The sequence below is a fragment of the Streptomyces sp. NPDC054047 genome, from assembly GCF_055585065.1.
The window spans coordinates 163,103-187,851 of sequence record NZ_JBVJKV010000014.1 but is presented as its reverse complement, the minus strand read 5'-3'; the positions used below and the strand labels follow the sequence as shown (position 1 = coordinate 187,851).

Below are 24,749 nucleotides of genomic sequence, written 5' to 3'. Positions count from 1 at the left end.
CCTGGCATGGATGTCGATGTGCGCGGTGTGGTCGCCGAGGGGTTCGAGCCGGTCCGGGACGCTTTCGTCCGCAACTTCCGCGAACTCGGCGAGCAGGGAGCGGCGGTCACCGTGTACCGCGACGGGCGGCCGGTCGTGGAGCTGTGGGGCGGCACGGAGTCGTTCGACGGGGGCGGGGCGTGGGAGCGGGGGACCGCCCAGGTGGTGCGCTCGGCCACGAAGGGCGTGGCGGCGGCCGTCCTGCTCCTCCTCCACCAGCGCGGCGAGCTGGACCTGGACGCGCCCGTCGGCTCCTACTGGCCGGAGTTCAAGGCCGGGGGCAAGGAAGGGGCGCTGGTCCGCGACGTGCTCGCGCACCGGGCGGGGGTACCGGCGCTCGACGTTCCGCTGACACCTGCCCAGGCGGCGGACCCCGACTTCGCCGCCGCGGCGGTCGCGGCCCAGGCTCCGTTCTGGGAGCCGGGCACGGAGCACGGCTATCACGCGCATACGTACGGCTGGCTGACCGGGGAGTTGGTGCGGCGGGTGACGGGGCGGGGCATCGGGGAGTGGGTGGCCTCGGAGATCGCCGGGCCGCTCGGCCTCGACCTGTGGATCGGGCTTCCGGAGGGGGAGGCGGGGCGGGTCGGTCGGCTCGGGCAGGTCTCGGCTCCCGCGGCGCCGGGTGGCCTCAGGATCCGCCCCCGCCGGAACGTGGCCGAGGCGTACGCCGATCCCGACTCCCTCACGCAGCGGGCCTTCGGTGCGATCACCCCGTCACCGGACGAGAACGACCCGGCGTACCGGGCGGCGGTCCTTCCCGCGTCGAACGGCATCGCGACGGCTTCTTCGCTGGCGCGGTTCTACGCCTCGCTGATCGGTGAAGTCGAGGGCGGGGCGCGGTTGTTGACCCCGGAGGCGGTGGCGCTGGCGCGGGGCGAGGTGTCGGCAGGGCCGGACCGCGTCCTGATCGTCAACACCCGCTTCGGGCTCGGCTACATGCTGCACGGCGGTGCGTCGCCCCTGCTGCGGGCCGGGTCGTTCGGGCACCCCGGCCGGGGCGGCGCGCTCGGCTTCGCCGATCCGGAGTCGGGGATCGGCTTTGGGTATGTGACGAACGGGATGAACAAGGGGGTTACGGCGGACCCGCGGGCACAGGGGTTGGTGCGGGCCCTGCGGGGGCTGTTGTAGGGGCCTTTGCCCCAACCCCGCCCCTTCCCGTAAACCCGCTCTGGCGCGGGGGCCTTCCGGGAGCTTTGGGGGCCGTCATCACCGGCTCCGCCGAGTTAGTCCTCAAACGCCGGACGGGCTGGATTTCCAGCCCGTCCGGCGTTTGAGGACATCTTGTCCGGGGTCCGGGGCGGAGCCCCAGGTAGGTCCGGGGCGCAGGCACGGTTTTCGGGAAGGGGCGGGGCTGGGAAAAGAAAGACGCTCTCACCCCGCGTGCAGCATCAACCCGATCCCCGCCACCATCAGCCCCGCCGCCACCAGCCTCGGTGCGCCGAACTTCTCCTTGAAGAACACCGCTCCGATTCCCGCGCCCACGATGATCGACGACTCCCGCAGCGCCGAGATGGGCGCGAGGTCCGCCTTCGTCTGGGCCCACAGGACCAGGCCGTACGCGGCCACGGACAGGGCCGCCCCCAGCAGGCCCACCGCCGCGAACGGCCGCAGCCGGGCCACGAAAGCCCCGCGCCAGCGGTATGCCGCGTACACCGGGATCGCGAGGCCCTCCAGGATCATCAGCCACGCGATGTAGCCCAGGGAGGAACCGGAGGCACGGACGCCGAGTCCGTCCACCACCGTGTACGCCGCGATCGAGACGCCCGTCGCGAGCGCCGCGCCGATCGCCGCCCAGTGGGGGCGCCGGCCCGAGCCGCGTATGCCCCACAGGGCGAGGCCCGTCAGGCCCGCGCAGGAGACCGCGACGCCCGCCGCCTGCCAGCCGTCCGGGATCTCGCCCGCGAAGACCGCAGCGAGGATGGTGACCACCAGCGGCGCCGTGCCGCGCGCGATCGGGTACGCCTGGCCGAAGTCGCCGAGCTTGAACGACTTCATCAGCAGGGCGTAGTAGCCGATGTGGATCAGCGCGGAGACGATCAGGTACGGCCACGCACCGGCCGCGGGCATCGCCGCGAACGGGGCGATGAGCACGCCGATCAGCAGACCGCCGCCGGATATGAGGGTGAAGCCGACCAGCTTGTCGGTGATGTGGTGTGCGATCGCGTTCCAGCACGCGTGCGTGACGGCGGCAAGCAGCACCGCCGACGCGACCAGCGGCGTCACTTGGCGGTCTCGCGCACGTCCACCAGGGTGCCGTTCGCGTGGTGGACCAGGTCCTTGGGCGCCATGGGGAAGACGGCGTACGGGGTTCCTGCCGCCGCCCACACCACCTCGTGGCCGAGCAGCGAGCGGTCCGCGAGCACCCGGGTCCGCGTCACGTGGCCGAAGGGCGGTACGCCGCCGATCGCGTACCCCGTGGTCTCCCGCACGACGTCCGCCTTCGCGCGCGTCACCTTCTCCGCGCCCAGCTCACGCCGCACGAGCTCCAGGTCGACCCTTGAGGCGCCGTCCATCAGGACCAGGACCGGAACACCGTCCGCCGCGAAGATCAGCGACTTGCAGATCTGGCTCAGCTCGCAGCCGATGGCCGCGGCGGCCTCCTGGGCGGTGCGCGTCGCCTCCGGGAAGCGGCGGACCTCGCCGACGAGTTCAGCGAGACCGAGGTCCGCGAGGGCCGCGGCGAACCGGGGGTGGGCGGGGGAATCTGTAGCGCTCATGCCCGGCACGCTAGCGGTCCGTGTACCGGGCACGCGACCGTGTATCCGCATACCGGACAGCGGGTCCCGCCGAGTGCGACCGCGGCTACCGACCCGCCTGGAACATCGCCCGCACCAGCGGCCCGGCCGACTCGCCGCCGTGTCCGCCCTGCTGCACCACCGCTCCCGCGGCCAGGTCACCGCGGTACGCCGTGAACCAGCCGTTGGGCTTCTTCTGGCCGTCGACCTCCGCGGAGCCCGTCTTCGCGCCCATGTCGGAGCCGAGCCCGGACATGGGCTCCACCGCCGTGCCCGCGACCGCCGTGTAGTGCATCAGGTCACGCAGCGCCGAGGCCGTCGCGCCCGACATCTTCCGGGGCGCCGTCGCGAGCGTGCGCTTGTCGACGTCCGGGGAGACCAGGTACGGCTGCCTGAACGTGCCCGACTTCGCCGTGGCCGCCACCGACGCCATGTTCAGCGGGTTCATGCGGACCCCGCCCTGCCCGATCAGCGAGGCGCCCATCTGCGCGTCGCTCTGCACCGGGATCGCGCCGTCGAAGGACGGGACGCCGATCGACCAGTTGTCGCGGCCGAGGCCGAAGACCTCCTGCGCCTGCTTGGTCAGGGAGTCGTTCTGGAGCTTCTTGGCCTGGCTGATGAAGGCGGTGTTGCAGGACCGGGCGAAGCTCGCGCGGAACGTGCCGTCCTTGATCTGGAACTTGTCGTCGTTCTGGAACTTCCAGCCGCCGTACGTCACGTACTTCGGGCAGGGGTGCTTCTTGTCGACCCCCGCGAGCTTCTTCTCCAGGAGCAGCGACGACGTGATGACCTTCATCGTCGAGCCGGGGGCCAGCGAACCCTGGAACGCGGTGTTGAAGCCGCCGGGGTTCGAGTTGGCCGCCGCCAGGATCTCGCCCGTGCTGGGCTTCACCAGGACGACCGCCGCCTGCTTGCGCTTGCCCGTCTCCTTCTCCGCCGCCGACTGGAGCTTCGCGTCGAAGGTGGTCTTCAGGGTGCCGGGGGTTCCGGGGGAGAGCGTGAGCAGCGTCTTGTCGGGCGTCGCCTTGGCGTCGTCCTTCGTCGTCGCCGACTTCTCGGCCGCCTTCGCGCTGTCCTTGCGCACGACGCGCAGTTCCACGCCCGCCGTGCCGCCGGCCTTCTCGCCGTACTTCTCGCGCAGGCTGTCCAACACCGTGCCCAGGGAGGGGTACTTCGCCTTCGTCAGCTCGCCGCCGTCGCGGTCCACCGCCTTGATCGGCGGGTCACCGGCCTCGCCGGTGACCAGGCGGTCGCCGTCCTTCAGGTCCGGGTGGACGACGGAGGGCTGCCAGCCGACCAGCGTCTTGCCGTCGTGCTTTCTTCGCACCACGGTGAGCTCGGACCCGTAGGCGAAGGGCTTCTTCTTTCCCTCGTACGAGACCGTGGACGTGACCGAGAACGGCACCTTGGCGCCCGCCCGCTTGCCCGGCGCCAGCTTCACCTCGGTGAGGTGGGAGTCCTTGGCGTACGCGGTCAGCGCGGTCTTCGCGGCCGTCCGGTCGTCCGTGAGCGCCGCGGCCTTCGCCACGTCGCCCTTCTCCCACGCGGCGAGGAAGTCCCGCGTGGTGGCCCGGACCTCGGCGGCCGTCGGCGGGCCCGCGGCCACCGGCTTCTCGTCGACCGTCGGTCCTTCGTCGCCGGACGAGCCGCCGATCAGGCTGTACGCGGCGATGCCCACGCCGCACACCACCACGGCGGCGGCGCCGCCGAGCACGCCGGGGTGCACCTTGGCGCCGCCGGTGCCCGATGTGCCCGTGATGTTCTTGATGCCCTTGCGCTCGCTGGCGCGTCCTCGCTTGCCCACTGATCCTCCGCAGATCCCGGAGCCCCCAAGCTCCGCACCGGAAGGCCCAACACTAGGGGGCTTTCATGAAGCCCCCGACCAATCACCTCAACTGCCTGCGGCAAGCACCGCCGCCACGATAGGACCGGCCGCGTCGCCGCCGTGGCCGCCCTTCTGGACCACCGCGGCGGCCGCCACGTCCTCCCGGTAGCCCGTGAACCAGCTGTCCGGCTTCTCCTGGCCCGTGACCTCCGCCGAACCGGTCTTCGCGCCGATGCTGCCGCTGAGCCCGGACATGGCACGGGCGCCGGTGCCGCTGACCGCCGTGCGGTTCATCATCTGGCGCAGCTGCTGGACGGTGGAGGCGGGCAGGCCGCGCGCCTGGGCCAGTTCCCGGTCGTCGAGGCCCGGGTCCACGATGACCGGCTGCCGGAAGGCGCCCGTCATCGCGGTCGCCGTGACCGACGCCATGTTGAGCGGGTTCAGCTGCACCTTGCCCTGGCCGATCATGTTCTGCGCGCGGTCGGGGCCGCCGGACGCCGGGACCGAGCCGTCCGTCGTCCGGACGCCGACCTTCCAGTCGAGCCCGAGGCCGAACCGGTTCTGCGCCTCCTCGGTGAGGGACGCGTCCGTGATGCCGTCCTCGTCGACCAGCTTCACGAACGCGGTGTTGCAGGAGCGCGCGAAGCTGTCCGACAGGGTCGCGCCCTCGTCCGGGGCCAGGCCGGGGAGGTTGTTGATCCGGTTGCTCTGCCAGACCGCGCTGTCCGGACAGGGCGCGGGGCCGCTCGCCTTCGTCACGCCCTTGTCGATGAGCATCGCCGCCGAGACGATCTTCATGGTCGAGCCGGGGGCCATCGTGCCCTCGAAGGCCGCGTTGAACTCGTCCTGCCGGTGGTTGGCGACCGCGAGGACCTCGCCGGAGCTCGGCTGCACGGCGACCACGGAGGAGTCCGCGTGCCGCGCCACCGCCTTCTCCGCGGCGCGTTGCACGGACGCGCTCAGCGTCGTCCGCAACTGCCCGGCCTTGCCCTTGGCGAGGGTGAGGAGCGTCTTGGTGCCCGCGTTCTCGTCCGCGTGCTGGACGTAGAGCTCGACGCCCGGTGTGCCGCCCGCCTTGTCGCCGTACTTCGCGCGCAACTGGTCCAGGACCGGGCCGAGCGAGGGGTAGTCCTTCTTGTCCAGGACCTGGCCGTTGCGGTCCACGGCCTGGATGGGGGGCGCGGCGGCCTCGCCGGTCTCCAGGGTGTCGTCCCGCTTCAGGTCCGGGTGGATGACCGAGGGGTCCCAGTCGACGAGCGCGCGGCCGGTGGTCTCGCCGCGGACGACGGTCAGTTCGGAGTCGTACGCGAGGGGCTTGGTCCTCCCCTTGTACGACACCGTTGCCTCCACCGAGAACGGCACGATCGTGCCGGTGGTCTTGCCCGGCGTGAGCTTCACCTTCGTCAGGTGGGCGTCCTCGCGGTAGCCGGTCAGGATCTTCGAGGCCACTTCGGCGTTGTTCGTGTACTGCCCGGCCTGTTCGGCGTCGCCGGCGGCCCACGCGGCGAAGAACTTCTTCGTCGTCTCGCCGATCTCACCGCTCGTCGGCGGCCCCGTCTTCACGGCCCGCGGGCCCGCCCCCGACGAACCGCCGCCCCCGGTCACGCCGTTCACCACGTTGTACGCGCCGTACCCCGCGCCCCCCACCATGACGGCGAACACCCCGCCGACCAGAGTGACCTTTACCCCTCTTCGCATATCGCGTTCCCCTCCCCAGGAGCCCTCCCGAATGCATTCGGGAGGGACGCTCGCCCCGAACCCTAAGCGGCGGAGGAGACGTACGAGAGGGCTGTTATCCGAAGGTGTCCTAGGTGCCCACTACAGCCAGATGTCTAGACCCACGTGTCCAGGAGCATGCGGGCCCGCCAGGAATCGATGGGAATGGCCTGGCCGGTGTAAATGGGCCAGAACCAGATGAAGTTCCAGAGGATCAGGAGGACCAGAACACCCGATGCCGCGGCGCCCACCACGCGCCGCCGTTCGCCGGAACCGGGCGGACCCAGGATCGCGCCGATCATCATCGCGACGGCCAGGCACAGGAACGGCACGAAGACGACGGCGTAGAAGAAGAAGATCGTCCGCTCCTGGTACATGAACCACGGCAGATATCCCGCCGCGATCCCGCACACGATCGCGCCCGCGCGCCAGTCCCTGCGGAACACCCACCGCCACAGCACGTAAAGCAGCGCGAAGGCCCCGGCCCACCACAGCATCGGGGTGCCGAGCGCGAGGACCTCGCGCGCGCACTTCTCCGCCGTGCCCGAGGGGCAGCCGTCCTTGCCGGGCAGCGGCGACTCGTAGAAGTACGAGACGGGGCGCCCGTCGACGATCCAGCTCCACGGGTTCGACTGGTAGGTGTGCGGCGAGGAGAGCCCCACGTGGAAGTCGTACACCGCGTGTTCGTAGTGCCACAGGCTGCGCAGCCAGTCCGGCAGGAGCGTCCAGGAGCCGCCCTTGCCGTCCGTGGCCGCCCAGTTGCGGTAGTAGCCGCCCGTGCCGTCGGTCGGGGAGAGGATCCAGCCGAGCCAGGACAGGACGTACGTGCCGATCGCGACCGGCACCGTCGAGACGAACGCCGGGAACACGTCCCGCTTCAGGACCGCCAGGTAGGGGCGCGTCGCCCCGGCGACGCGACGGCCGCCCACGTCCCACAGGACGGTCATCAAGCAGAAGAAGACCATGATGTACAGGCCGTTCCACTTGGTCCCGAAGGCGAGACCGAGGCAGAGACCGGCCGCCCAGCGCCAGGGGCGCCGGCCCAGGCGCAGGTTCTCGGCGACGTACGCGTCCGGGCGCACGATCCCGTCCTCGTCCGTGGGCAGCGCGGCCGCGAGCCTCGCGCGCGCCTTGTCACGGTCGATCAGGAAGCAGCCGAACGCGGCGAGCACGAAGAACATCAGGACCTGGTCGAGCAGCGCGGTGCGGCTCATCACGAAGTGCAGCCCGTCCACCGCGAGCAGCCCGCCCGCCAGACAGCCCAGGAACGTCGAGCGGAAGAGCCGCCGTCCGATCCGGCACAGCATCAGGACCGACAGGGTGCCGAGCACCGCCGTCATGAAGCGCCAGCCGAAGGGATCGAAACCGAAGATCCACTCGCCGACGCCGATGACGTACTTGCCGACCGGCGGATGCACCACGTACGCGGCGTCCGTGGGGATCGTGACGTTCGATCCCTGCTCCAGGACGGTGTCGTTGACCTTCTCGGGCCAGTTGACCTCGAAGCCCCGGTGGATCAGCGCCCAGGCGTCCTTGGCGTAATACGTCTCGTCGAATATCACGGCCTTCGGGCTGCCGAGATTCCAGAACCGGGTGATCCCCGCGACGAGCGTGATCAGCAGCGGGCCGATCCAGCCCGACCACCGGACCAGTAGATCGGCGTACCGCTTGGGCATGCCGATCGACGCCCACAGCCGCGGGCTCGGCTCGGTGTACGCGGGCACGAGCCGGGCCCGGACATCGGCCGTGGGCCGCGCGACATGTCCGAAGCGGCGCAGCCTGTGCTGCCACGACGGCTGCTGCTCCTCGGCTGCCTGGCCCTGGCGGGTGTCCGGGGAAGACGCGGTACTGGTCACCGCGCCATCGTAGGGAACCCGACTGTGTGAGTCCCGCTCCCGGCCCCTGCGAGGATGGATCCGTGACAGGAAGCGCTGATTCCCCCGGAAACCCGTCCCCCGGAACCCTCGTGCTCGCGGGCACGCCCATCGGCGACGTCGCGGACGCGCCGCCGCGGCTCGCCACCGAGCTGGAGTCGGCCGACGTCGTGGCCGCCGAGGACACCCGGCGGCTCCGCAGGCTCACCCAGGCGCTCGGCGTGCAGGTGGGCGGGCGGGTCGTCTCGTACTTCGAGGGCAACGAGACCGCACGTACGCCCGAGCTGGTCGAGGCGCTGCTCGGCGGTGCGCGGGTGCTGCTCGTGACCGATGCCGGGATGCCCTCGGTGTCCGACCCCGGCTACCGGCTCGTGGCCGCCGCCGTGGAGAAGGACATCCGGGTCACCGCCGTGCCAGGACCGTCCGCCGTGCTCACCGCGCTCGCCCTGTCGGGCCTCCCGGTGGACCGTTTCTGCTTCGAGGGCTTCCTGCCGCGCAAGGCGGGCGAGCGGCTCTCGCGGCTGCGCGAGGTGGCCGACGACCGTCGCACTCTCGTCTACTTCGAGGCACCGCACCGGATCGACGACACCCTCGTCGCGATGGCCGAGGCGTTCGGCGACGAGCGCAGGGCGGCCGTCTGCCGCGAGCTGACCAAGACGTACGAAGAGGTCAAGCGCGGTTCGCTGAAGGAGCTCGCCGAGTGGGCGGCCGACGGCGTACGCGGTGAGATCACCGTCGTCGTCGAGGGAGCACCGGAGAAGAGCGCCGGTGACCTGGGCCCGGAGGAGCTGGTGCGCAGGGTGCGGGTGCGCGAGGAGGCGGGGGAGCGGCGCAAGGAGGCGATCGCCGCCGTGGCGGCCGACGCGGGGCTACCCAAGCGCGATGTGTTCGATGCGGTGGTGGCGGCAAAGAATGCGGCTCAGGCCGCCCCATCGGACGGCAAAGGACTATCGTAAAAGGCAAAGTGCGGGCCGTGCAGCGGGCCTGAAGGCTATGGAAAGGCCAAATCGCCTTCAACTGTCGACAGGTCTGATGCACTCGCTCCGGGAAAGGCGTCCACTGGTCAAAGGGGACGCACCCGTCCCCACGCTTCCGGTCGGGAGGAAATCCCCGGTCCGGCAGCGCTTGTCCAGCGGACAAGAGGAGCTGGCATGAGTGAGATCGCCGACACCGGTCACCACACCACGGCGTCCCGAGCGATAGACGCGACAAGCGTCGTTCACGAGTCGTACGCCTTCGCCTGCATGCGGTGCGGGCACGGCTGGGAGCAGTCCTACGACATCGAGCATCACGTGGACGGCAAGGGCAAGGAATTCGTGATGTACCGGGCGGACGGCCGGCATGTGCCGTCGCCCCTGACCCGGCCGACGTGCCTGAACTGCGGCGGACATGTCGTACGGATCATGCGAGCCGGGCAGGTGTCGTCGGTGCTCGATCTGATGCGAGGGCAGCGGCATCACGCGCCGCGGGCGGCGGGAGCGGTCGACGCCGGGGCCGGCTCGGGAGCCGAGGCCGCGCAGCCCCATGAGCCCAAACATCACCACTGGCATCTGTCGGCGCTGCTGCATCCCTTCCACCACCGCAAGGCGGGATGACGCCGGGAAGCCGGGATGACGTCGGGAAGCCGGGATGACGTCGGTGTGAGGACCCCTTCGTAGGATCGGGTCATGCCTTCCTCTTCCACTTCCGCTTCCAAGGGCGCCGACGCCAAGAACGCCGCGCCGCCGCTGCCCGAACCCCTGCGGGTTCCGGTCGCCGACTCCCACACCCACCTCGACATGCAGTCGGGGACGGTGGACGAGGGGCTCGCCAAGGCCGCGGCGGTGGGCGTGACGACGGTCGTGCAGGTGGGCTGCGACATCGCGGGTTCGCGCTGGGCCGCCGAGACGGCCGCCGCGCACGAGAGCGTGCACGCCACCGTCGCCCTGCATCCCAACGAGGCGCCGCGCATCGTGCTCGGCGACCCCGACGGCTGGTCCCGGCAGGGCGCGCGCGAGGCGGGCGGCGAGGGCGCGCTCGACGCCGCGCTCGCCGAGATCGACCGGCTGGCCGCGCTGCCGCAGGTCAAGGGCGTGGGCGAGACCGGGCTCGACTACTTCCGCACCGGACCCGAGGGTAAGGCCGCCCAGGAGCGGTCCTTCCGCGCCCACATCGAGATCGCCAAGCGGCACGGCAAGGCCCTGGTCATCCACGATCGCGAGGCGCATGAAGATGTGCTGCGGGTCCTGAAGGAAGAGGGGGCGCCGGAGCGCACCGTCTTCCACTGCTACTCGGGCGACGCGGCGATGGCCCAAGTGTGCGCGGAGAACGGCTACTTCATGTCCTTCGCGGGCAACATGACGTTCAAGAACGCGCAAGGGCTGCGGGACGCGCTGGCCGTCGCCCCGCTCGAACTGGTGCTCGTGGAGACGGACGCGCCCTTCCTCACGCCCGCTCCCTACCGCGGACGGCCTAACGCGCCGTATCTCATTCCGGTCACATTGCGGGCCATGGCCGAGGTGCGCGGTATCGGCGAGGACGCCATGGCCGAGGCGATCTCGGTCAATACGGCGCGCGCATTTGATTACTGAGCGATAACGAACGATTACGCCCATTGCCCCGCGGTTCAGGGCAACACCGCGACACTGCGTAGTCGTGCTGCTTTGGAGAGTGACGAATGCTCCGCTAGGTTCTGGTCCGCCTCGCCCGATCCGGACCCCGGACCAGAACGAGAACGCTGGAGCGTCGTCGTGAGTCATGCGCCGCAGTACGAGACGTCTTATGCAGGCGCCGCGACCTATGAGCCGGAGCTGGAACCGGAGCTGGAACCGGAGCTGGAACCGGAACTGAACCCGGAACTGGACCCGGAGCCGTGGCCCGCCGAGGCCGAGCCCGGGGACTGCTTCCCCCGGCAGGCCACCGGGTCCGCTCCCGACGGAGGGCGGGCCGAGGCGCGGCGGGCCGCCCGGCGGAAGAAGACGAAGCCGCGGTCGAGACCGAAGGCTCCGTCGGGGAAGCCCGAGGCGTTTCGGCGGCTGCTGCCGCAGGCGCTGGTCGTCGCCTTCCTCGCGGGCGGCACCTCCGCCTTCGTGGCCAACGACAAGGCCGTGCGGCTGAGCGTCGACGGCGAGTCGCGGACCCTGCACACCTTCGCGGACGACGTGGGGGAGCTCCTTGAGGACGAGGGCGTGGACTTCGGCACCCACGACATCGTGGCGCCGACCGCGAGCACGGCCCTGGCCAGCGGCGACGAGATCGCCGTCCGCTACGGCCGGCCGGTCAAGCTCACCCTCGACGGGCAGCGGCGCGAGGTGTGGACGACGGCGCGCACGGTGGACGGCGCGCTGCGGCAGCTCGGGGTGCGGGCCGAGGGCGCCTATCTGTCGGCCTCGCGGAGCAAGCGGATCGAGCGGGGCGGGCTCGATCTGGACGTACGCACCGAGCGCACCGTGACGATCATGGCGGACGGCCGTGAGCGGACCATCCGTACGAACGCGGCGACGGTGGGGGAGGCGGTCGCGGAGTCCGGGATCACCCTGAACGGCCAGGACACGACCTCCGTCGCGGCCGACAGCTTTCCGCGCGACGGGCAGACGGTCACCGTCATGCGGATCTCCGGGCGCAAGGAGGTGCGGGAGGAGCCGATCCCGTTCGACGTGCGGCGGGTGGACGACGCGTCGATCTTCGCCGGTACGGAGGTCGTGGAGCGGCAGGGGCACCAGGGGACCCGGCGGGTCACGTACGCGCTGCGGACGGTCAACGGCGTCAAGCAGAAGCCGCGGCGGGTGCGGTCGGAGGTCGTGCGGGAGCCGCAGACGCGGATCGTGAAGGTGGGGACGAAGCAGCTGCCGAATTCGGTGTCGGGGGCGGACGGCCTGAACTGGGGGTCGCTGGCGCACTGCGAGTCGGGCGGCCGACCGAACGCGGTGGACGCGTCGGGGACCTACGGCGGCCTGTACCAGTTCGATACGCGGACGTGGCAGGGGCTCGGCGGGTCGGGGCGCCCCCAGGACGCTCCGGCGGAGGAACAGACGTTCCGCGCGAAGAAGCTGTACGTGCAGCGGGGGGCCAGCCCGTGGCCGCATTGCGGGGCGCGGCTGTAGGGCCGGGGCGGCCGTTCCCGGCCCCGCTCCCTCCGCGGATCCCCCGTCGCCCCTCCCACCCTTGGTCGCCGCGGGGTAATGGGGCGGGTGGGAGAGGCTTGTTCGGGCAGGGGCGCTGCGGGGCGCCGGCGGCTGGCTGGGGCCAGGGGTCAGGACCCGTAACCTGGGGTGGTGAGTAACAGTGAGCCCGGCACCCTCCTCGGCGCCGCCGACATCCGCGAGCTGGCCGCCGCCCTGGGCGTACGCCCGACCAAGCAGCGCGGCCAGAATTTCGTCATCGACGCCAACACCGTCCGCCGCATCGTCCGCACCGCGGAAGTCGGCCCACAAGACGTGGTCGTCGAGGTCGGGCCGGGGCTCGGCTCGCTGACCCTGGCCCTGCTGGACACCGCGGACCGCGTCGTCGCGGTCGAGATCGACGACGTACTCGCGGGCGCCCTGCCGGCCACCATCGAGGCCCGCCTCCCCGCGAAGGCGGACTCCTTCGCGCTGGTGCACAGCGACGCCATGCTCGTGCGCGAGCTGCCGGGCCCCGCCCCGACCGCGCTGGTCGCCAACCTCCCGTACAACGTCGCCGTGCCCGTCCTGCTGCACATGCTCGACACCTTCCCCACCATCGAGCGCACGCTCGTGATGGTGCAGGCCGAGGTCGCCGACCGGCTCGCCGCCGATCCCGGCTCGAAGGTGTACGGCGTGCCCTCGGTGAAGGCGAACTGGTACGCCGACGTGAAGCGCGCCGGATCCATCGGGCGCAACGTCTTCTGGCCCGCCCCGAACGTCGACTCCGGTCTGGTGTCGCTCGTCCGGCGTGCCGAGCCGGTCAAGACCACCGCCTCGAAGAAGGAGGTCTTCGCCGTCGTCGACGCGGCCTTCGCCCAGCGCCGCAAGACCCTGCGCGCCGCGCTCGCCGGATGGGCGGGCTCCGCCGCCGCGGCGGAGGCGGCGCTCGTCGCCGCCGGAGTCTCGCCGCAGGCGCGCGGCGAGGCGCTGACGGTGGAGGAGTTCGCGCGGATCGCCGAGAACAAGGGAGCGGGCGCGTGAGCGTGACCGTCCGCGTTCCCGCGAAGGTCAATGTGCGGCTCGCCGTGGGCGGCGCCCGTGCCGACGGGTTCCATGACCTGGCCAACGTCTTTCTCGCCGTCGGGCTGTACGACGAAGTCACCGTGACCCCCGCCGAGCAGCTGCGCGTGACCTGCTCCGGGCCCGATGCCTCGCAAGTCCCCCTGGACCGAACGAACTTGGCGGCCAGGGCCGCGGAGCTGCTCGCCGCGCGCCATGGGCGTACGGCCGACGTGCACATCCACATCGCCAAGGACATCCCCGTCGCGGGCGGCATGGCGGGCGGCAGCGCGGACGGCGCGGGCGCGCTCCTGGCGTGCGACGTGCTGTGGGGGACCGAGGCCTCGCGGGACGAACTGCTCGACATCTGCGCCGAGTTGGGCAGCGACGTGCCGTTCAGTCTGGTGGGCGGGGCCGCGCTCGGTACCGGGCGCGGCGAGAAGCTCGAAGTCCTCGAGGTGGGCGGGGCCTTCCACTGGGTGTTCGCCGTGGCCGACGGCGGTCTCTCCACGCCCGCCGTCTATCGCGAGTTCGACCGGCTGACGCCGGACGCTCCCGCCCCGGAGGCGTCCGCCGAACTGCTCGACGCCCTGCGCACGGGGGACGTCACGGCGCTCGCCGGTGCCGTTGCCAATGATCTTCAGCCTGCCGCGCTCTCGCTCTTCCCCTCGCTCGTCGACACGCTCGCCGCGGGTACCGACGCGGGCGCCCTGGCCGCGCTCGTCTCCGGCTCGGGGCCGACGACCGCGTTCCTGGCCGCGGATGCCGCTGCCGCGGAACGGATCGCCGAGGCTCTCACGGCCTCCGGCACCTGCCGCTCGGCCCGGGTGGCGGACTCGCCCGCGACGGGTGCGACCGTCCTTTAGGGCGCTGCTGGGCGCTGCTGGGCGCTGCGTACTCAGGCGCGGATCTGAGTACGTACGCGCTGACGCGCGGCCCGCGGTGCGCGCGACCGTACGTGCATGGGATCAAGCGTTCGCGAACTGGCCGAGAAGACGCCCACCGGGCGTGACCGGTACATCGACCTGCTGCGGGTCGCCTCGCTCGGCACGGTCGTCGTCGGGCACTGGCTGATGGCGGCCGTGACCGTCGGCGCCGACGGCCGCACCGAGGTGGGGAACCTGCTCGCCGTCGTGCCCGGCCTGCAGCTGCTCACCTGGGTGCTGCAGATCATGCCGGTGTTCTTCTTCGTCGGCGGCTTCTCGCACGCCCTGTCGTATCGCTCCCTGAGCCGGAAGGCACCTGGCGGTTCCGTCTACTCGGCCTTCCTGCGGGCGCGGCTCCAGCGGCTGCTGCGGCCGACGATGGTCTTCATCGGGGTGTGGGGCGTCGCCGCGCTTGCGGTTCAACTGCTGGGCGAGGGCGGGGCGTTGCTGGACGTGACGCTGCGGCTCGTCGCCCAGCCGCTGTGGTTCATCGGCATCTACCTGGCCATGGTCGCCTTCACACCGCCGCTGCTGAGGCTGCACGAGCGGTACGGGTGGGGCGCGTTCGGCGGGCTCGTGCTGGCCGCGGGGGCGGTGGACGTGGCGCGCTTCGCCTTCGGCGTGCCGTACGTGGAGTTCCTGAACTTCGCCTTCGTGTGGCTCGCCGTGCATCAGCTCGGCTTCCTGCGGGCGGACGGCAGGCTGCGGGTGCCCGCCGCCCTGGCCGTGGCGGGGCTCGCGGGCGCATCGGCCCTGGTGGTCTTCGGGCCCTATCCGCTCTCGATGGTCGGCATGCCCGGCGAGCGCGTCTCGAACATGGCCCCGCCGACCCTCGCGCTGCTCTGCCACGGGATGTGGCTGGTGGGCGCGGTGGAGCTGCTGCGGGGGCCCGCGGTGCGGTGGCTCGCGCGGCCTCGGGTGTGGCGGGGCGTGGTGGCGGCGAACGGGGTCTCGATGACGGCGTTCCTGTGGCACCTGACGGCGATGCTCGGGGTGTACGGGGTGCTGATCGCGCTGGACGTGCCGCTGCCGGAGCCCGCTTCGGGCCAGTGGTGGGCGCAGGTTCCGCCGCGCATGGCGGCCGCGGCGGTGCTCACCGGGCTGCTGGTCGCGGCGTTCCGCCGCTTCGAGAGGCCGGGGCCGGCGCGGGAGCCGGGAGGGGGCTCCGGTCCCGTCGCCGCGGTGGGGGTCGTGCTCTGCCTCTTCGGGGTGCTCGGGATCTCCATGGTCGGGTTCGGGGGACTGCTCGAAGGGCGTACGGCGATGGTGGTGGCCGTGCGGATGACGGCGCCCGTGGCGGTGGGGATGGCGCTGGTGGGGTGGCTGCTGGTGGAGCGGGCGGGGCGTTCGTCCCTGTCCGGCTCCGGCGGCCGTACGGGCTGATCGCCCCGGGAACGGCCGCCGGTCCCGCGGCCGCCGCCTCCGACTACGCTGGAGGTCGATCGATCCCCTTCCCTGGAGCGTTAATGGCCGTCAACCTGGTCAATGTCGAGGCAGTCAGCAAGGTGTACGGCACGCGTGCCCTGCTCGACGGTGTCTCCCTCGGCGTGTCCGAGGGGGACCGGATCGGCGTCGTGGGGCGCAACGGAGACGGCAAGACGACCCTCATCCGCATGCTCGCCAAGCTGGAGGAGACGGACTCCGGCCGGGTCACGCACAACGGCGGTCTGCAGCTCGGCGTGCTGACCCAGCACGACTCGCTCGACCCCGAGGCCACCGTGCGGCACGAGGTCATCGGTGACCTCGCCGATCACGAGTGGGCCGGCAGCGCCAAGATCCGGGACGTCCTGACCGGGCTGTTCGGCGGCCTGGACATGCCGGGCTTCCCGCAGGGGCTCGACACCGTCATCGGACCGCTCTCCGGTGGCGAGCGCCGCCGTATCGCGCTCGCGAAGCTGCTCATCGGCGAGCCCGATCTGATCGTGCTCGACGAGCCGACCAACCACCTCGACGTCGAGGGCATCGCCTGGCTCGCCGAGCACCTGCGGACGCGGCGCTCGGCGCTCGTCTGCGTCACGCACGACCGCTGGTTCCTGGACCAGGTCTGCACGCGCATGTGGGACGTGCAGAGCGGGTCCGTCTTCGAGTACGAGGGCGGGTACTCCGACTACGTCTTCGCCCGTGCCGAGCGCGAGCGCATCGCGTCCACCGAGGAGACCAAGCGCAAGAACCTGATGCGCAAGGAGCTGGCCTGGCTGCGGCGCGGCGCCCCCGCCCGCACCAGCAAGCCCCGCTACCGCATCGAGGCGGCCAACGAGCTCATCGCCGACGTGCCGCCGCCCCGCGACACCAGCGAGCTGATGAAGTTCGCCACGACCCGGCTCGGCAAGACCGTCTTCGACCTGGAGGACGTGACCGTCCAGGCCGGTCCCAAGCTGCTCCTGAAGCACCTGACCTGGCAGCTCGGTCCCGGCGACCGCATCGGCCTGGTGGGTGTCAACGGCGCGGGCAAGACCTCGCTCCTGCGGGCGATGGCGCAGGCGCAGCGCTCCGACGGCGACGTGCAGCCCGAGGCGGGTCGCGTGGTGGTCGGCAAGACCGTCAAGCTCGCCTACCTCTCGCAGGAAGTGGCCGAACTGGCCCCGACGCTGCGGGTGTTGCAGGCCGTGCAGCAGGTGCGCGAGCGGGTCGACCTCGGCAAGGGCCGGGAGATGACCGCGGGGCAGCTCTGCGAGACGTTCGGGTTCAACAAGGAGAAGCAGTGGACGCCCGTCGGTGATCTGTCCGGCGGTGAGCGGCGGCGGCTCCAGCTGCTTCGGCTGCTCATGGACGAGCCGAACGTCCTCTTCCTCGACGAGCCCACGAACGACCTCGACATCGAGACCCTGACCCAGCTCGAGGACGTGCTCGACGGGTGGCCGGGTTCGATGGTCGTGATCTCCCACGACCGGTTCTTCCTGGAGCGCACCACCGACAAGGTCTTCGCGCTGCTCGGCGACACCACCATGCGGATGCTGCCGCGCGGCATCGACGAGTACCTGGAGCGGCGCAAGCGGATGGCGGACGCCGGTGTTCCGGCGGCTCCCGTCGCCGCCGCGTCCGCCGCGGCGCCGGCCGTCGCGCAGAAGACCGTCTCCTCCGCCGACGCCCGCGCCGCGAAGAAGGAACTCCAGAAGATCGAGCGGCAGCTGGACAAGATGTCCACGAAGGAAACATGGCTGCACGCCCAAATCGCCGATAACGCCACCGACTTCGGAAAAGTGGCCAAACTGGACGCCGAGTTGCGTGAACTCGTCAGCGAGCGGGACGAGTTGGAGATGCGCTGGCTGGAGCTCGCGGAGAGCGCGTAGAGGTCTCGTAACGGACGCATCACGGGCCGGTCCTCCCTTGGGAACAGGGGTCGGACCGGTCAGGTGTGCTAGGCGGTCAGGGTGATAGAAAGGGCGCCCTGAGCACCACTTGGCGTGCCGAAAAATCAGTGAAGGGGGAAGCGCTGATGACTCAGCCGCCCAACCAGCCGCCGTCCGGCGGTTTCGGAGCTCCGCAGGATCCGAAGCCGGGAGCGGCGCCGCAGCCACCGGGTCAGCCCGCGCAGCCGCCGCAGATGCCCGGCCAGCCGCCGCAGGCCCCGCCGACCGCGCCGTCGGGGACCCCGCAGACTCCGCCCGCACCGCAGCCCGGCTACGGCTACCCGCAGACTCCGCCCGCACCCCAGCCGGGTTACGGCTACCCGCAGCAGCCCGGCCAGCCCGGACCGTACAACCAGCCCGGACCCTACGGCCAGCCCACGCAGCCCGGTCAGCCGGGTCCCTACGGCCAGCCCACGCAGCCGGGCCCTTACGGGCAGCCCACGCAGCCGGGCCCCTACGCCCAGCAGCCCCCGTACGGCTACCCGCAGCAGCAGTTCCCCGGCGGCCCCGGCGTGCCCGGCACCCCGCCCGGCGGCGGTGGCGGCAAGAACCCCTTCAAGGGCAAGCCCGGTCTGATCGTGGCGGCCGTCGCGGCCGCCGCGCTCGTCATCGGCGGCGTCGCCTGGGCGGTCGTCGGCAGTGACGACGGCGGCAAGAAGAAGCCGGTCGCCGAGAAGACCGACGACCCCAAGGCCAGCGGCTCCGCACCGGTCAACCCGGGCGACGGCGACGGCGACGGCGAGAAGGAGCAGGAAGACCTCAACGCCGGCCGTCAGCCCGGCGAGGCGAAGGTGCTCTGGTACAAGGAGGCGCCCAAGGTGCCCGGTTCCGGCGCCGACGCCAAGGGCATGTGGGTCAAGGACAACGTCGCCGTCAAGGCCGCGTACAAGGAGATCACCGCCTACGACGTCACGTCGGGCGAAGAGGCCTGGCCGACGATCAAGTTCCCGCAGAAGATCTGTGGCACGACCCCGCAGATGACGGACGACGGCAAGATCGTCGTCGCGTACAAGGACGGCCAGAAGGACGACGCCAAGTGCAGCCAGGTTCAGGTCGTCGACCTGAAGACGGGTGACAGGGGATGGAAGAAGCCGGTCGAGGAGGAAGGTCTCTTCGACTTCGCCACCAACGCCGACCTCTCCCTGACCGGCGACACCCTGATGGTCGGCCGCTCCCAGTCCGGCACCGCCCTGCGGATGCGTGACGGCAAGGAGCTCTTCGTGGCCGGCAAGAAGGAGGAGGGCACCTGTTTCCCCAGCGGCTTCGCCGGCGGCAAGAAGATGCTCGTCTCCTACTCGTGCGGTGCGGGTTCGTCCTCCGAGCACGACGAGCTTCAGCAGATCGACCCGAAGACCGGCGACGCCGTGTGGACGAAGAAGTTCCCCAAGGGCTGGCGGGTGGGCCGGATCTACTCCGAGAGCCCCACGATCGTCTACCTCACCAATGAGGACAAGAAGAAGTGGAACATCACCACGCTGAAGCCCAACAGCAGCGCCACCCGCTCTGAGGTCACCGTCGACGAGAAGTTCGCCCCGGAGTGCGACGGCTCGACGTTCCTCGGCGGCAGTCTGCAGGGCTGCCTGGGCGCGACGACCGACGACAAGAACCTCTACCTGCCGACCGAGGCGACGTCCGGCGCCAACGAGGTCGTGGCGATCAGTCTCGCCACCGGCAAGGAGGCCTGGCGCACGAAATCCCCGCTTGAGGAATCGATGCTGCCGATGAAGGTCGAGGGCGGTTCGGTCATCGCCTACGTGAATCCTTCGTACGACGCCGGCGGCCGGGTCGTCTCGATCCCGATCTCGGGCTCGCACAAGCCGAAGACGCTCCTGAAGAACCCCGGCGGGATCTCGGAGATCGAGAACGGCTTCTTCTCCAAGACGGTCGACTACGTGGACGGTCGCTTCTACATCTCCACCACGCGGCTCTCGGGCAGCGCGAAGGGCCAGGAGAAGCTGATGCTGGCCTACGGCAAGTGACCTTCTCCGGCGGCCAAGCCGCCCCCTTTGTCGCCTAGTTCACCTCTCGTCCCCAAGGAATCGACGTCATGACCCAGCCGCCCCAGCCGCCCAACGAGCCCCCGCAGGGCGGGTTCGGCGCTCCCCAGGACCCCCCGCCCGGCGGTTTCGGCGCCCCCCAGGACCCCCCGCCGGTGGGCTTCGGCAAGGCTCCCGAGCCGAACAACCCGTCGTACGGCTACCCGCAGACCCCGCCGCCGGCCCAGCCGCCGACGCAGCCCGCGGGTCAGCCCCAGGTCGGCCCGCCGCAGACGCCGCCTCCGCCGCCGCAGGGCCAGCCCAACTACGGCTACCCGCAGGCGCCGCAGGCCCCCGGCACCCCGCCCCCCGGCCAGCCCCAGGGCTACGGCTACCCGGGCCAGCCGACCCAGCCCTACGGCCAGCAGCTCCCGTACGGGCAGCAGCCGCCCTACGGCGCCTACCAGCAGCCCGGCACGATGCCGATGGCGCCTGCCGCCGCGGGCTCGGGCGGCGGTTCGAAGCTCAGCAGCCAGATGAAGATCATCATCGGTGCGGTCGTCGCGATCGCCCTGATCGTCGGCGGCGGCGTCATCTACGCCACGACGTCGGACAAGGACAACACCGAGGCGAGCTCCGAGGGCTCGACCGGCGGCAAGGACGGCAAGGGCGGCGAGGAGAAGAGCGGCAACGAGCAGGGCCCGAGCGGCCCCGGCACGGAGAAGGTCCCGGCCAACACCAGCGCCACGGTCTCCATGCAGCTCCCGCAGCCCGAGGTCCCCAAGGACGCCGTCTGGAGCATCAAGGGCTCCTGGCTCACCGACGACGTGTACGCCAAGGCGGGCGTCAACGAGATCGTGGGCTACGACCCGACCGACGGCAAGGAGCTGTGGACGCTGCCGCTCGCGGGCCAGACGTGTGCGGGATCGCGCGAGGTCACCAAGGACGGCATCGCCGCGGTCGCGTACGAAGAGGCCAAGCGGAAGAAGGAGGGCGACCACGAGACCTGCTCGCAGATCTCCGCGATCGACCTGAAGAGCGGCAAGCGGCTCTGGACCGAGACCATCGACGAGGGCAGCTCGGCCGCCCGCGTCGAAGAGGTCACCATCAGCGGCAGCACCGTCGCCGCCGGTTCCAGCGCGGGTGGCGCGGCCTTCGACCTCACCACGGGCGACCACCTGTGGGAGCCCACCGTGGGCGACAAGTGCCAGGACGAGGGCTACGCCGGCGGCGAGCAGCTCGTCGTCGTCCAGAAGTGCGGTGACTACGGCGACGAGAAGCTGAAGGTCCAGCTCCTCAACTCCAAGACCGGCAAGGTCAAGTGGACCTACCCGGTGACGCCGGGCGTCGACAACGCCAAGATCATCTCGACCCGCCCGGTCGTCTTCGGCCAGGACACCCAGGAGATCACCGCGAGCGGCGTCACGGACGTCTTCTCGATCGACGACAAGGGCGAGCTCCGCGCCAAGATCTCGCTGCCCGACGGCAAGTACGACCACGACTGCGAGGTCAACGTCATCTACGCGTGCACCGCGCTGGCCGTCGGCAACGACAAGCTCTACGTCCCCACCCGTCAGCACGACGGCGGCGGTGACGGCTACAGCCAGACGAACGAGATCATCGCTTTCTCGCTGGCCACCGGCAAGACCACCGGCGACCGCGCCGACGCGGGCGAGGACGGCGAGATGTTCCCGATCCGCATGGACGGCGGCGACATCCTGGCGTACAAGGACGCGGGCTACAACAAGGGCGCCCAGGTCGTCTCCCTCAACGGCAAGACGATGAAGGAGACCAAGCTCCTGGAGACCCCCGCGGCCGAGTCCGTCGGCAGCGCGATCAGCAGCATGGTCCCGAAATCGAACGAACTCCTTTACGGGAACGGCAGGCTGTACCTCGGCAAGGAGCTGATCAGCAAGCCGTACTCGAAGGACGAGAAGGAGTACACGGCCCTGGGGTTCGTCGCCAAGTAACCCGTGTGACCTCCGCGTACGCACCGGACGGCCCCGTTCCTGAAGAGGAGCGGGGCCGCTGCGTTCTCCCCGCTTTCCCCCGCGATTCCCCGCGCGTCTTCCGTACGCGTGTACTCCCCCTCACCCGTACATGGCCGGGATTTGGGCATTCCGGGCCGCTTATCGCCGGTAGGGGGCGCGCGACGTCGAACAAGCGTGTAGCTTCCGGGGGATGAGTGGGTGCGGGGCCGGGGGGCCCTCGATCCGTGGGGGATCCGTGGGGGAAGGTGGGGGGTTGCTCGATGGGTGTGCGACTCATGGTGGTCGACGACCACCGACTGCTCGCCGAGGCACTCGCCTCGGCCTTGAAGCTGCGCGGGCACCGTGTGCTCGCCGCGGCCGCGCCCGCGGCCGGGGCGGCGGAGCTGGTCATCAGCCGCGCTCCCGAGGTCTGCCTGCTCGGTACGGCGACGCCCGCGGAGCCCGGGATGTTCGATCCGGTGGTGAAGATCAAGCGGGAGCGTCCGCAGGTCGCCGTGGTGGTGCTCGGCCCGGTGCCCAGCCCGCGCGGCATCGCCGCGGCCTTCGCGTCGGGGGCTTCGGGGTACGTACGCCACGACGAGCGGATCGAGGGCGTCGAGCGCGCCATCATGAAGGCGAGAGCGGGCGAGGCGGCCGTCGCCCCGCAGCTGCTCCAGGGCGCGTTCAGCGAACTGCTCAACCCCGCAGCGCAGCCCGACGACGAGGGGCAGCGCCTGCTCCAGATGCTGACGCCGCGCGAGGTCGAGGTCCTGGTGCGGGTCGCGGACGGCGAGGACACCCGGCTGATCGCCGCCGGGATGGGCATCGCGCCCAGCACGGCGCGCACGCATGTGCAGCGCGTCCTGATGAAACTGGGCGTCGGGTCCCGCCTGGAGGCCGCCGCGCTCGCCGCGCGGACCGGCCTGCTCGACCGGGCGGAGCGGCCCGCCGCGGCCTACGCGAACGACACGGAGACGCCGACGGGGCCCGAGTCACCGGCACAGTGAACTCGGGCCCCGCTCAAGGGTTACTTCTCCGGCGTTACTTCTCTTCCGCCGCCTCGGTGGGCGTTTCGGCGGGCGCCACCGTGGGGCGCAGCCAGAGCCAGCCGAGGAAGAAGAGCCCGAGCGCCAGCATGGCCAGGCCCGTCCACAGGTTGATGCTGATGCCCTCCGCCTTCTTCAGGTCGGCGTCGGACGGTGAGATTCCGGCGATCGTCACGATGATCCCGTAGACGACGAACAGGCCACCGATGATCCGCCGGATGTCGAAGAGGCGAGCCGCCGTGGCGGACTTGGCCTCCAGCTCGGAGACTTCGCGTCGCAGTTCAGACATGTTCTTCCAGACCTCCGATCGGGGTTAGAGCGAGTACGGCAGGTAGCAGAGCGCGGCGAGCACGATCGCTCCCCAGCCGAGCAGCGCGGGCTTGCGGTACCAGGCGTCGTCGCCCTCGGCGGGCGGCTCCTCCAGGCCGGGCGACGCCGTCCCGTAGACCAGACCGGCCAGTTCGGCCTCCGGCTTGGGCGCGGTGAAGAGCGTGACCACGACCATCACCACGGCTCCGGCCACGAAGCCGACGATCGCCGAGACGAAGTTGGCGCCCTGGTCGGTCGGGATGTCGATGACGCCCTGCTTGTAGATGTAGAAGTAGTTGACCATCGCGGCGGTCGTGCCCGCGAGCAGGCCCCACACGCCGGACTTCATCGAGGCCCGCTTCCAGAACATGCCGATGATGAAGACCACGAACATCGGGACGTTGAAGAAGGAGAACAGCGTCTGGAGGTACCCCATGATGTTCGAGAACGACGAGGCGATGAAGGCCGTTCCGACGGAGGCGAGGACACCGATGGCGGTGATCACGCGGCCGAACTTCAGGTAGTAGCCGTCCTCGCGGTCCTTGACCACGTACTTCGCCCAGATGTCGTACGTGAAGACGGTGTTGAAGGACGACACGTTGGCCGCCATGCCCGCCATGAACGCCGCGAGCAGACCGGTCACCGCGATGCCGAGCACGCCGTTGGGCAGCAGCTCCTGCATCAGGTAGGGGATCGCGTCGTTGTACGTCAGGTCCGAACCGGCGGTGCCGATCTTCGGGACGAGTACGGCCGCGACCAGGCCCGGGATCATCACCAGGAAGACGATGAAGATCTTCGGGAAGGCGGCGATCAGCGGCGTGCGCTGGGCGGCGGAGAGGTTCTTCGCGGACAGGGCGCGCTGCACCTCGGCGAAGTTGGTCGTCCAGTAGCCGAAGGAGAGCACGAAGCCGAGGCCGAGGATGATCGTCAGCCAGTTCGCGCCCAGCGGGTTGGCGTCACCGATGCCGGTGCCGCCCCACGCGCTCATGAAGTCCGCGCCGTGCGACTTCTCGATCGAGCCGGACAGACCGTCCCAGCCGCCGACCTTCTTCAGGCCGATGACGCAGATCGGGATGAGCGCGGCCAGGATCACGAAGAACTGGAGCACTTCGTTGTAGATCGCCGAGGAGAGCCCGCCGATCGTGATGTACGCGAGGACGAAGAAGCCGGCGACCACGATCGCCACCCACTGCGGCCAGCCGAGCAGCGCCTCGACGACGATCGACAGGGCGTAGAGGTTCACGCCCGCGATGAGGATCGCGGCGAACGCGAAGAGCACCGAGCTCAGCAGGTGCGCCGACTTGTCGAAGCGCTGGAGCAGGTATTCGGGTACCGAGCGGACCTTGCTGCGGTAGTAGAACGGCATCATCACGAGGCCGAGGAAGACCATCGCGGGGATGGCGCCGATCCAGTACCAGTGGACGACCGCGACGCCGTACTGGGCGCCGGTCGCGGCCATGCCCAGGATCTCGGTGGCGCCGAGGTTCGCGGCGACGAACGCGAGGCCGGTGACCCAGGCGGGCAGTGAGCGGCCGGACAGGAAGAAGTCGAGGCTGGTCTTCACGGAGCGCCGGGCGGCGAAGCCGATGCCGAGGACCACGATGAAGTAGATCGCGAGGATCGCGTAGTCGAGGCCGTTGGTGGGCAGCCGAAGCCCCTCGGCCAGGGTCTGTGTGGGGGACTGCATGGGGAACTCGCTTCGTTGCGCGAACTGATCAGACCGGAACCTACGCTCCTCACTTCAATAACTGAAGACTTCTGTTGGTGTTCTTTGTTGGATTGTGATCGGACCCATGGCTCCGACCGCATTGACGCCGCTGTTGCCTTGTGATTTGTTAT

The 24,749-nt window shown here is 70.6% G+C and carries 19 protein-coding genes; 12 read left to right on the top strand and 7 right to left on the bottom strand.

From position 1 onward, the window contains the following. Positions 1–6 precede the first annotated feature (6 nt). Positions 7–1,170, top strand: a complete 1,164-nt coding sequence (locus tag ACZ6ZP_RS37890) for a serine hydrolase domain-containing protein (protein WP_366463865.1) — start codon at positions 7–9, stop codon at positions 1,168–1,170. 243 nt (positions 1,171–1,413) lie between these two features. On the opposite strand, the gene ACZ6ZP_RS37885 is transcribed toward ACZ6ZP_RS37890, so the two are convergent. From ACZ6ZP_RS37885 to ACZ6ZP_RS37865, 5 genes are all read right to left on the bottom strand, one after another. Next, positions 1,414–2,265, bottom strand: a complete 852-nt coding sequence (locus ACZ6ZP_RS37885; RefSeq protein ID WP_469410228.1) for an EamA family transporter — start codon at positions 2,263–2,265, stop codon at positions 1,414–1,416. Further along, positions 2,262–2,759 (bottom strand): YbaK/EbsC family protein, encoded by a 498-nt coding sequence (locus ACZ6ZP_RS37880; RefSeq protein ID WP_351162916.1) that lies wholly within the window; start codon positions 2,757–2,759, stop codon positions 2,262–2,264. The genes ACZ6ZP_RS37885 and ACZ6ZP_RS37880 overlap by 4 nt, the downstream gene beginning before the upstream one ends. A gap of 85 nt (positions 2,760–2,844) precedes the next feature. Then, positions 2,845–4,581: a penicillin-binding transpeptidase domain-containing protein gene (locus tag ACZ6ZP_RS37875; protein WP_383819261.1), complete on the bottom strand. Its 1,737-nt coding sequence runs from the start codon at positions 4,579–4,581 to the stop codon at positions 2,845–2,847. A gap of 87 nt (positions 4,582–4,668) precedes the next feature. Next, the gene (locus tag ACZ6ZP_RS37870) at positions 4,669–6,300 is read right to left on the bottom strand and encodes a penicillin-binding transpeptidase domain-containing protein (RefSeq protein ID WP_469410227.1); all 1,632 of its coding nucleotides are present in this window, start codon (positions 6,298–6,300) and stop codon (positions 4,669–4,671) included. A 134-nt stretch (positions 6,301–6,434) separates the two neighbouring features. After that, positions 6,435–8,174, bottom strand: coding sequence for a dolichyl-phosphate-mannose--protein mannosyltransferase (locus tag ACZ6ZP_RS37865; protein WP_351162920.1), 1,740 nt, complete (start codon positions 8,172–8,174; stop codon positions 6,435–6,437). 62 nt (positions 8,175–8,236) lie between these two features. Here ACZ6ZP_RS37865 and rsmI point away from each other — a divergent pair, with 62 nt between their 5' ends. From rsmI to ACZ6ZP_RS37810, 11 genes are all read left to right on the top strand, one after another. After that, on the top strand, positions 8,237–9,148 hold the full coding sequence (rsmI, locus tag ACZ6ZP_RS37860; protein WP_383819267.1) for a 16S rRNA (cytidine(1402)-2'-O)-methyltransferase: 912 nt from the start codon (positions 8,237–8,239) through the stop codon (positions 9,146–9,148). A 195-nt stretch (positions 9,149–9,343) separates the two neighbouring features. Then, a complete protein-coding gene (locus ACZ6ZP_RS37855; RefSeq protein ID WP_351162924.1) occupies positions 9,344–9,787 on the top strand; it encodes a hypothetical protein in 444 nt (147 codons plus the stop codon). Between the two features lie 72 nt (positions 9,788–9,859). Further along, on the top strand, positions 9,860–10,762 hold the full coding sequence (locus ACZ6ZP_RS37850) for a TatD family hydrolase (protein ID WP_351162926.1): 903 nt from the start codon (positions 9,860–9,862) through the stop codon (positions 10,760–10,762). A gap of 159 nt (positions 10,763–10,921) precedes the next feature. Next, complete coding sequence (locus ACZ6ZP_RS37845; protein WP_469410226.1) at positions 10,922–12,274, top strand: ubiquitin-like domain-containing protein; 1,353 nt, start codon at positions 10,922–10,924, stop codon at positions 12,272–12,274. 171 nt (positions 12,275–12,445) lie between these two features. Further along, positions 12,446–13,315, top strand: coding sequence for a 16S rRNA (adenine(1518)-N(6)/adenine(1519)-N(6))-dimethyltransferase RsmA (rsmA, locus tag ACZ6ZP_RS37840; protein WP_351162930.1), 870 nt, complete (start codon positions 12,446–12,448; stop codon positions 13,313–13,315). Continuing rightward, on the top strand, positions 13,312–14,199 hold the full coding sequence (locus tag ACZ6ZP_RS37835) for a 4-(cytidine 5'-diphospho)-2-C-methyl-D-erythritol kinase (RefSeq protein WP_468615213.1): 888 nt from the start codon (positions 13,312–13,314) through the stop codon (positions 14,197–14,199). The genes rsmA and ACZ6ZP_RS37835 overlap by 4 nt, the downstream gene beginning before the upstream one ends. Positions 14,200–14,295: 96 nt before the next feature. Further along, positions 14,296–15,642, top strand: a complete 1,347-nt coding sequence (locus tag ACZ6ZP_RS37830) for an acyltransferase family protein (RefSeq protein ID WP_361469988.1) — start codon at positions 14,296–14,298, stop codon at positions 15,640–15,642. 83 nt (positions 15,643–15,725) lie between these two features. Beyond that, on the top strand, positions 15,726–17,549 hold the full coding sequence (locus ACZ6ZP_RS37825; RefSeq protein ID WP_351162936.1) for an ABC-F family ATP-binding cassette domain-containing protein: 1,824 nt from the start codon (positions 15,726–15,728) through the stop codon (positions 17,547–17,549). A 146-nt stretch (positions 17,550–17,695) separates the two neighbouring features. Then, entirely contained in the window at positions 17,696–19,588 is a 1,893-nt protein-coding gene (locus tag ACZ6ZP_RS37820) for an outer membrane protein assembly factor BamB family protein (protein WP_361469990.1), read from the top strand. 68 nt (positions 19,589–19,656) lie between these two features. Next, entirely contained in the window at positions 19,657–21,555 is a 1,899-nt protein-coding gene (locus tag ACZ6ZP_RS37815; RefSeq protein WP_351162940.1) for an outer membrane protein assembly factor BamB family protein, read from the top strand. 281 nt (positions 21,556–21,836) lie between these two features. Continuing rightward, on the top strand, positions 21,837–22,562 hold the full coding sequence (locus ACZ6ZP_RS37810; protein ID WP_351162942.1) for a helix-turn-helix transcriptional regulator: 726 nt from the start codon (positions 21,837–21,839) through the stop codon (positions 22,560–22,562). A 34-nt stretch (positions 22,563–22,596) separates the two neighbouring features. On the opposite strand, the gene ACZ6ZP_RS37805 is transcribed toward ACZ6ZP_RS37810, so the two are convergent. Further along, positions 22,597–22,890 (bottom strand): hypothetical protein, encoded by a 294-nt coding sequence (locus ACZ6ZP_RS37805; protein ID WP_469410225.1) that lies wholly within the window; start codon positions 22,888–22,890, stop codon positions 22,597–22,599. Positions 22,891–22,914: 24 nt separating this feature from the next. Continuing rightward, a complete protein-coding gene (locus ACZ6ZP_RS37800; protein ID WP_351162947.1) occupies positions 22,915–24,597 on the bottom strand; it encodes a sodium:solute symporter family protein in 1,683 nt (560 codons plus the stop codon). Positions 24,598–24,749 lie beyond the last annotated feature (152 nt).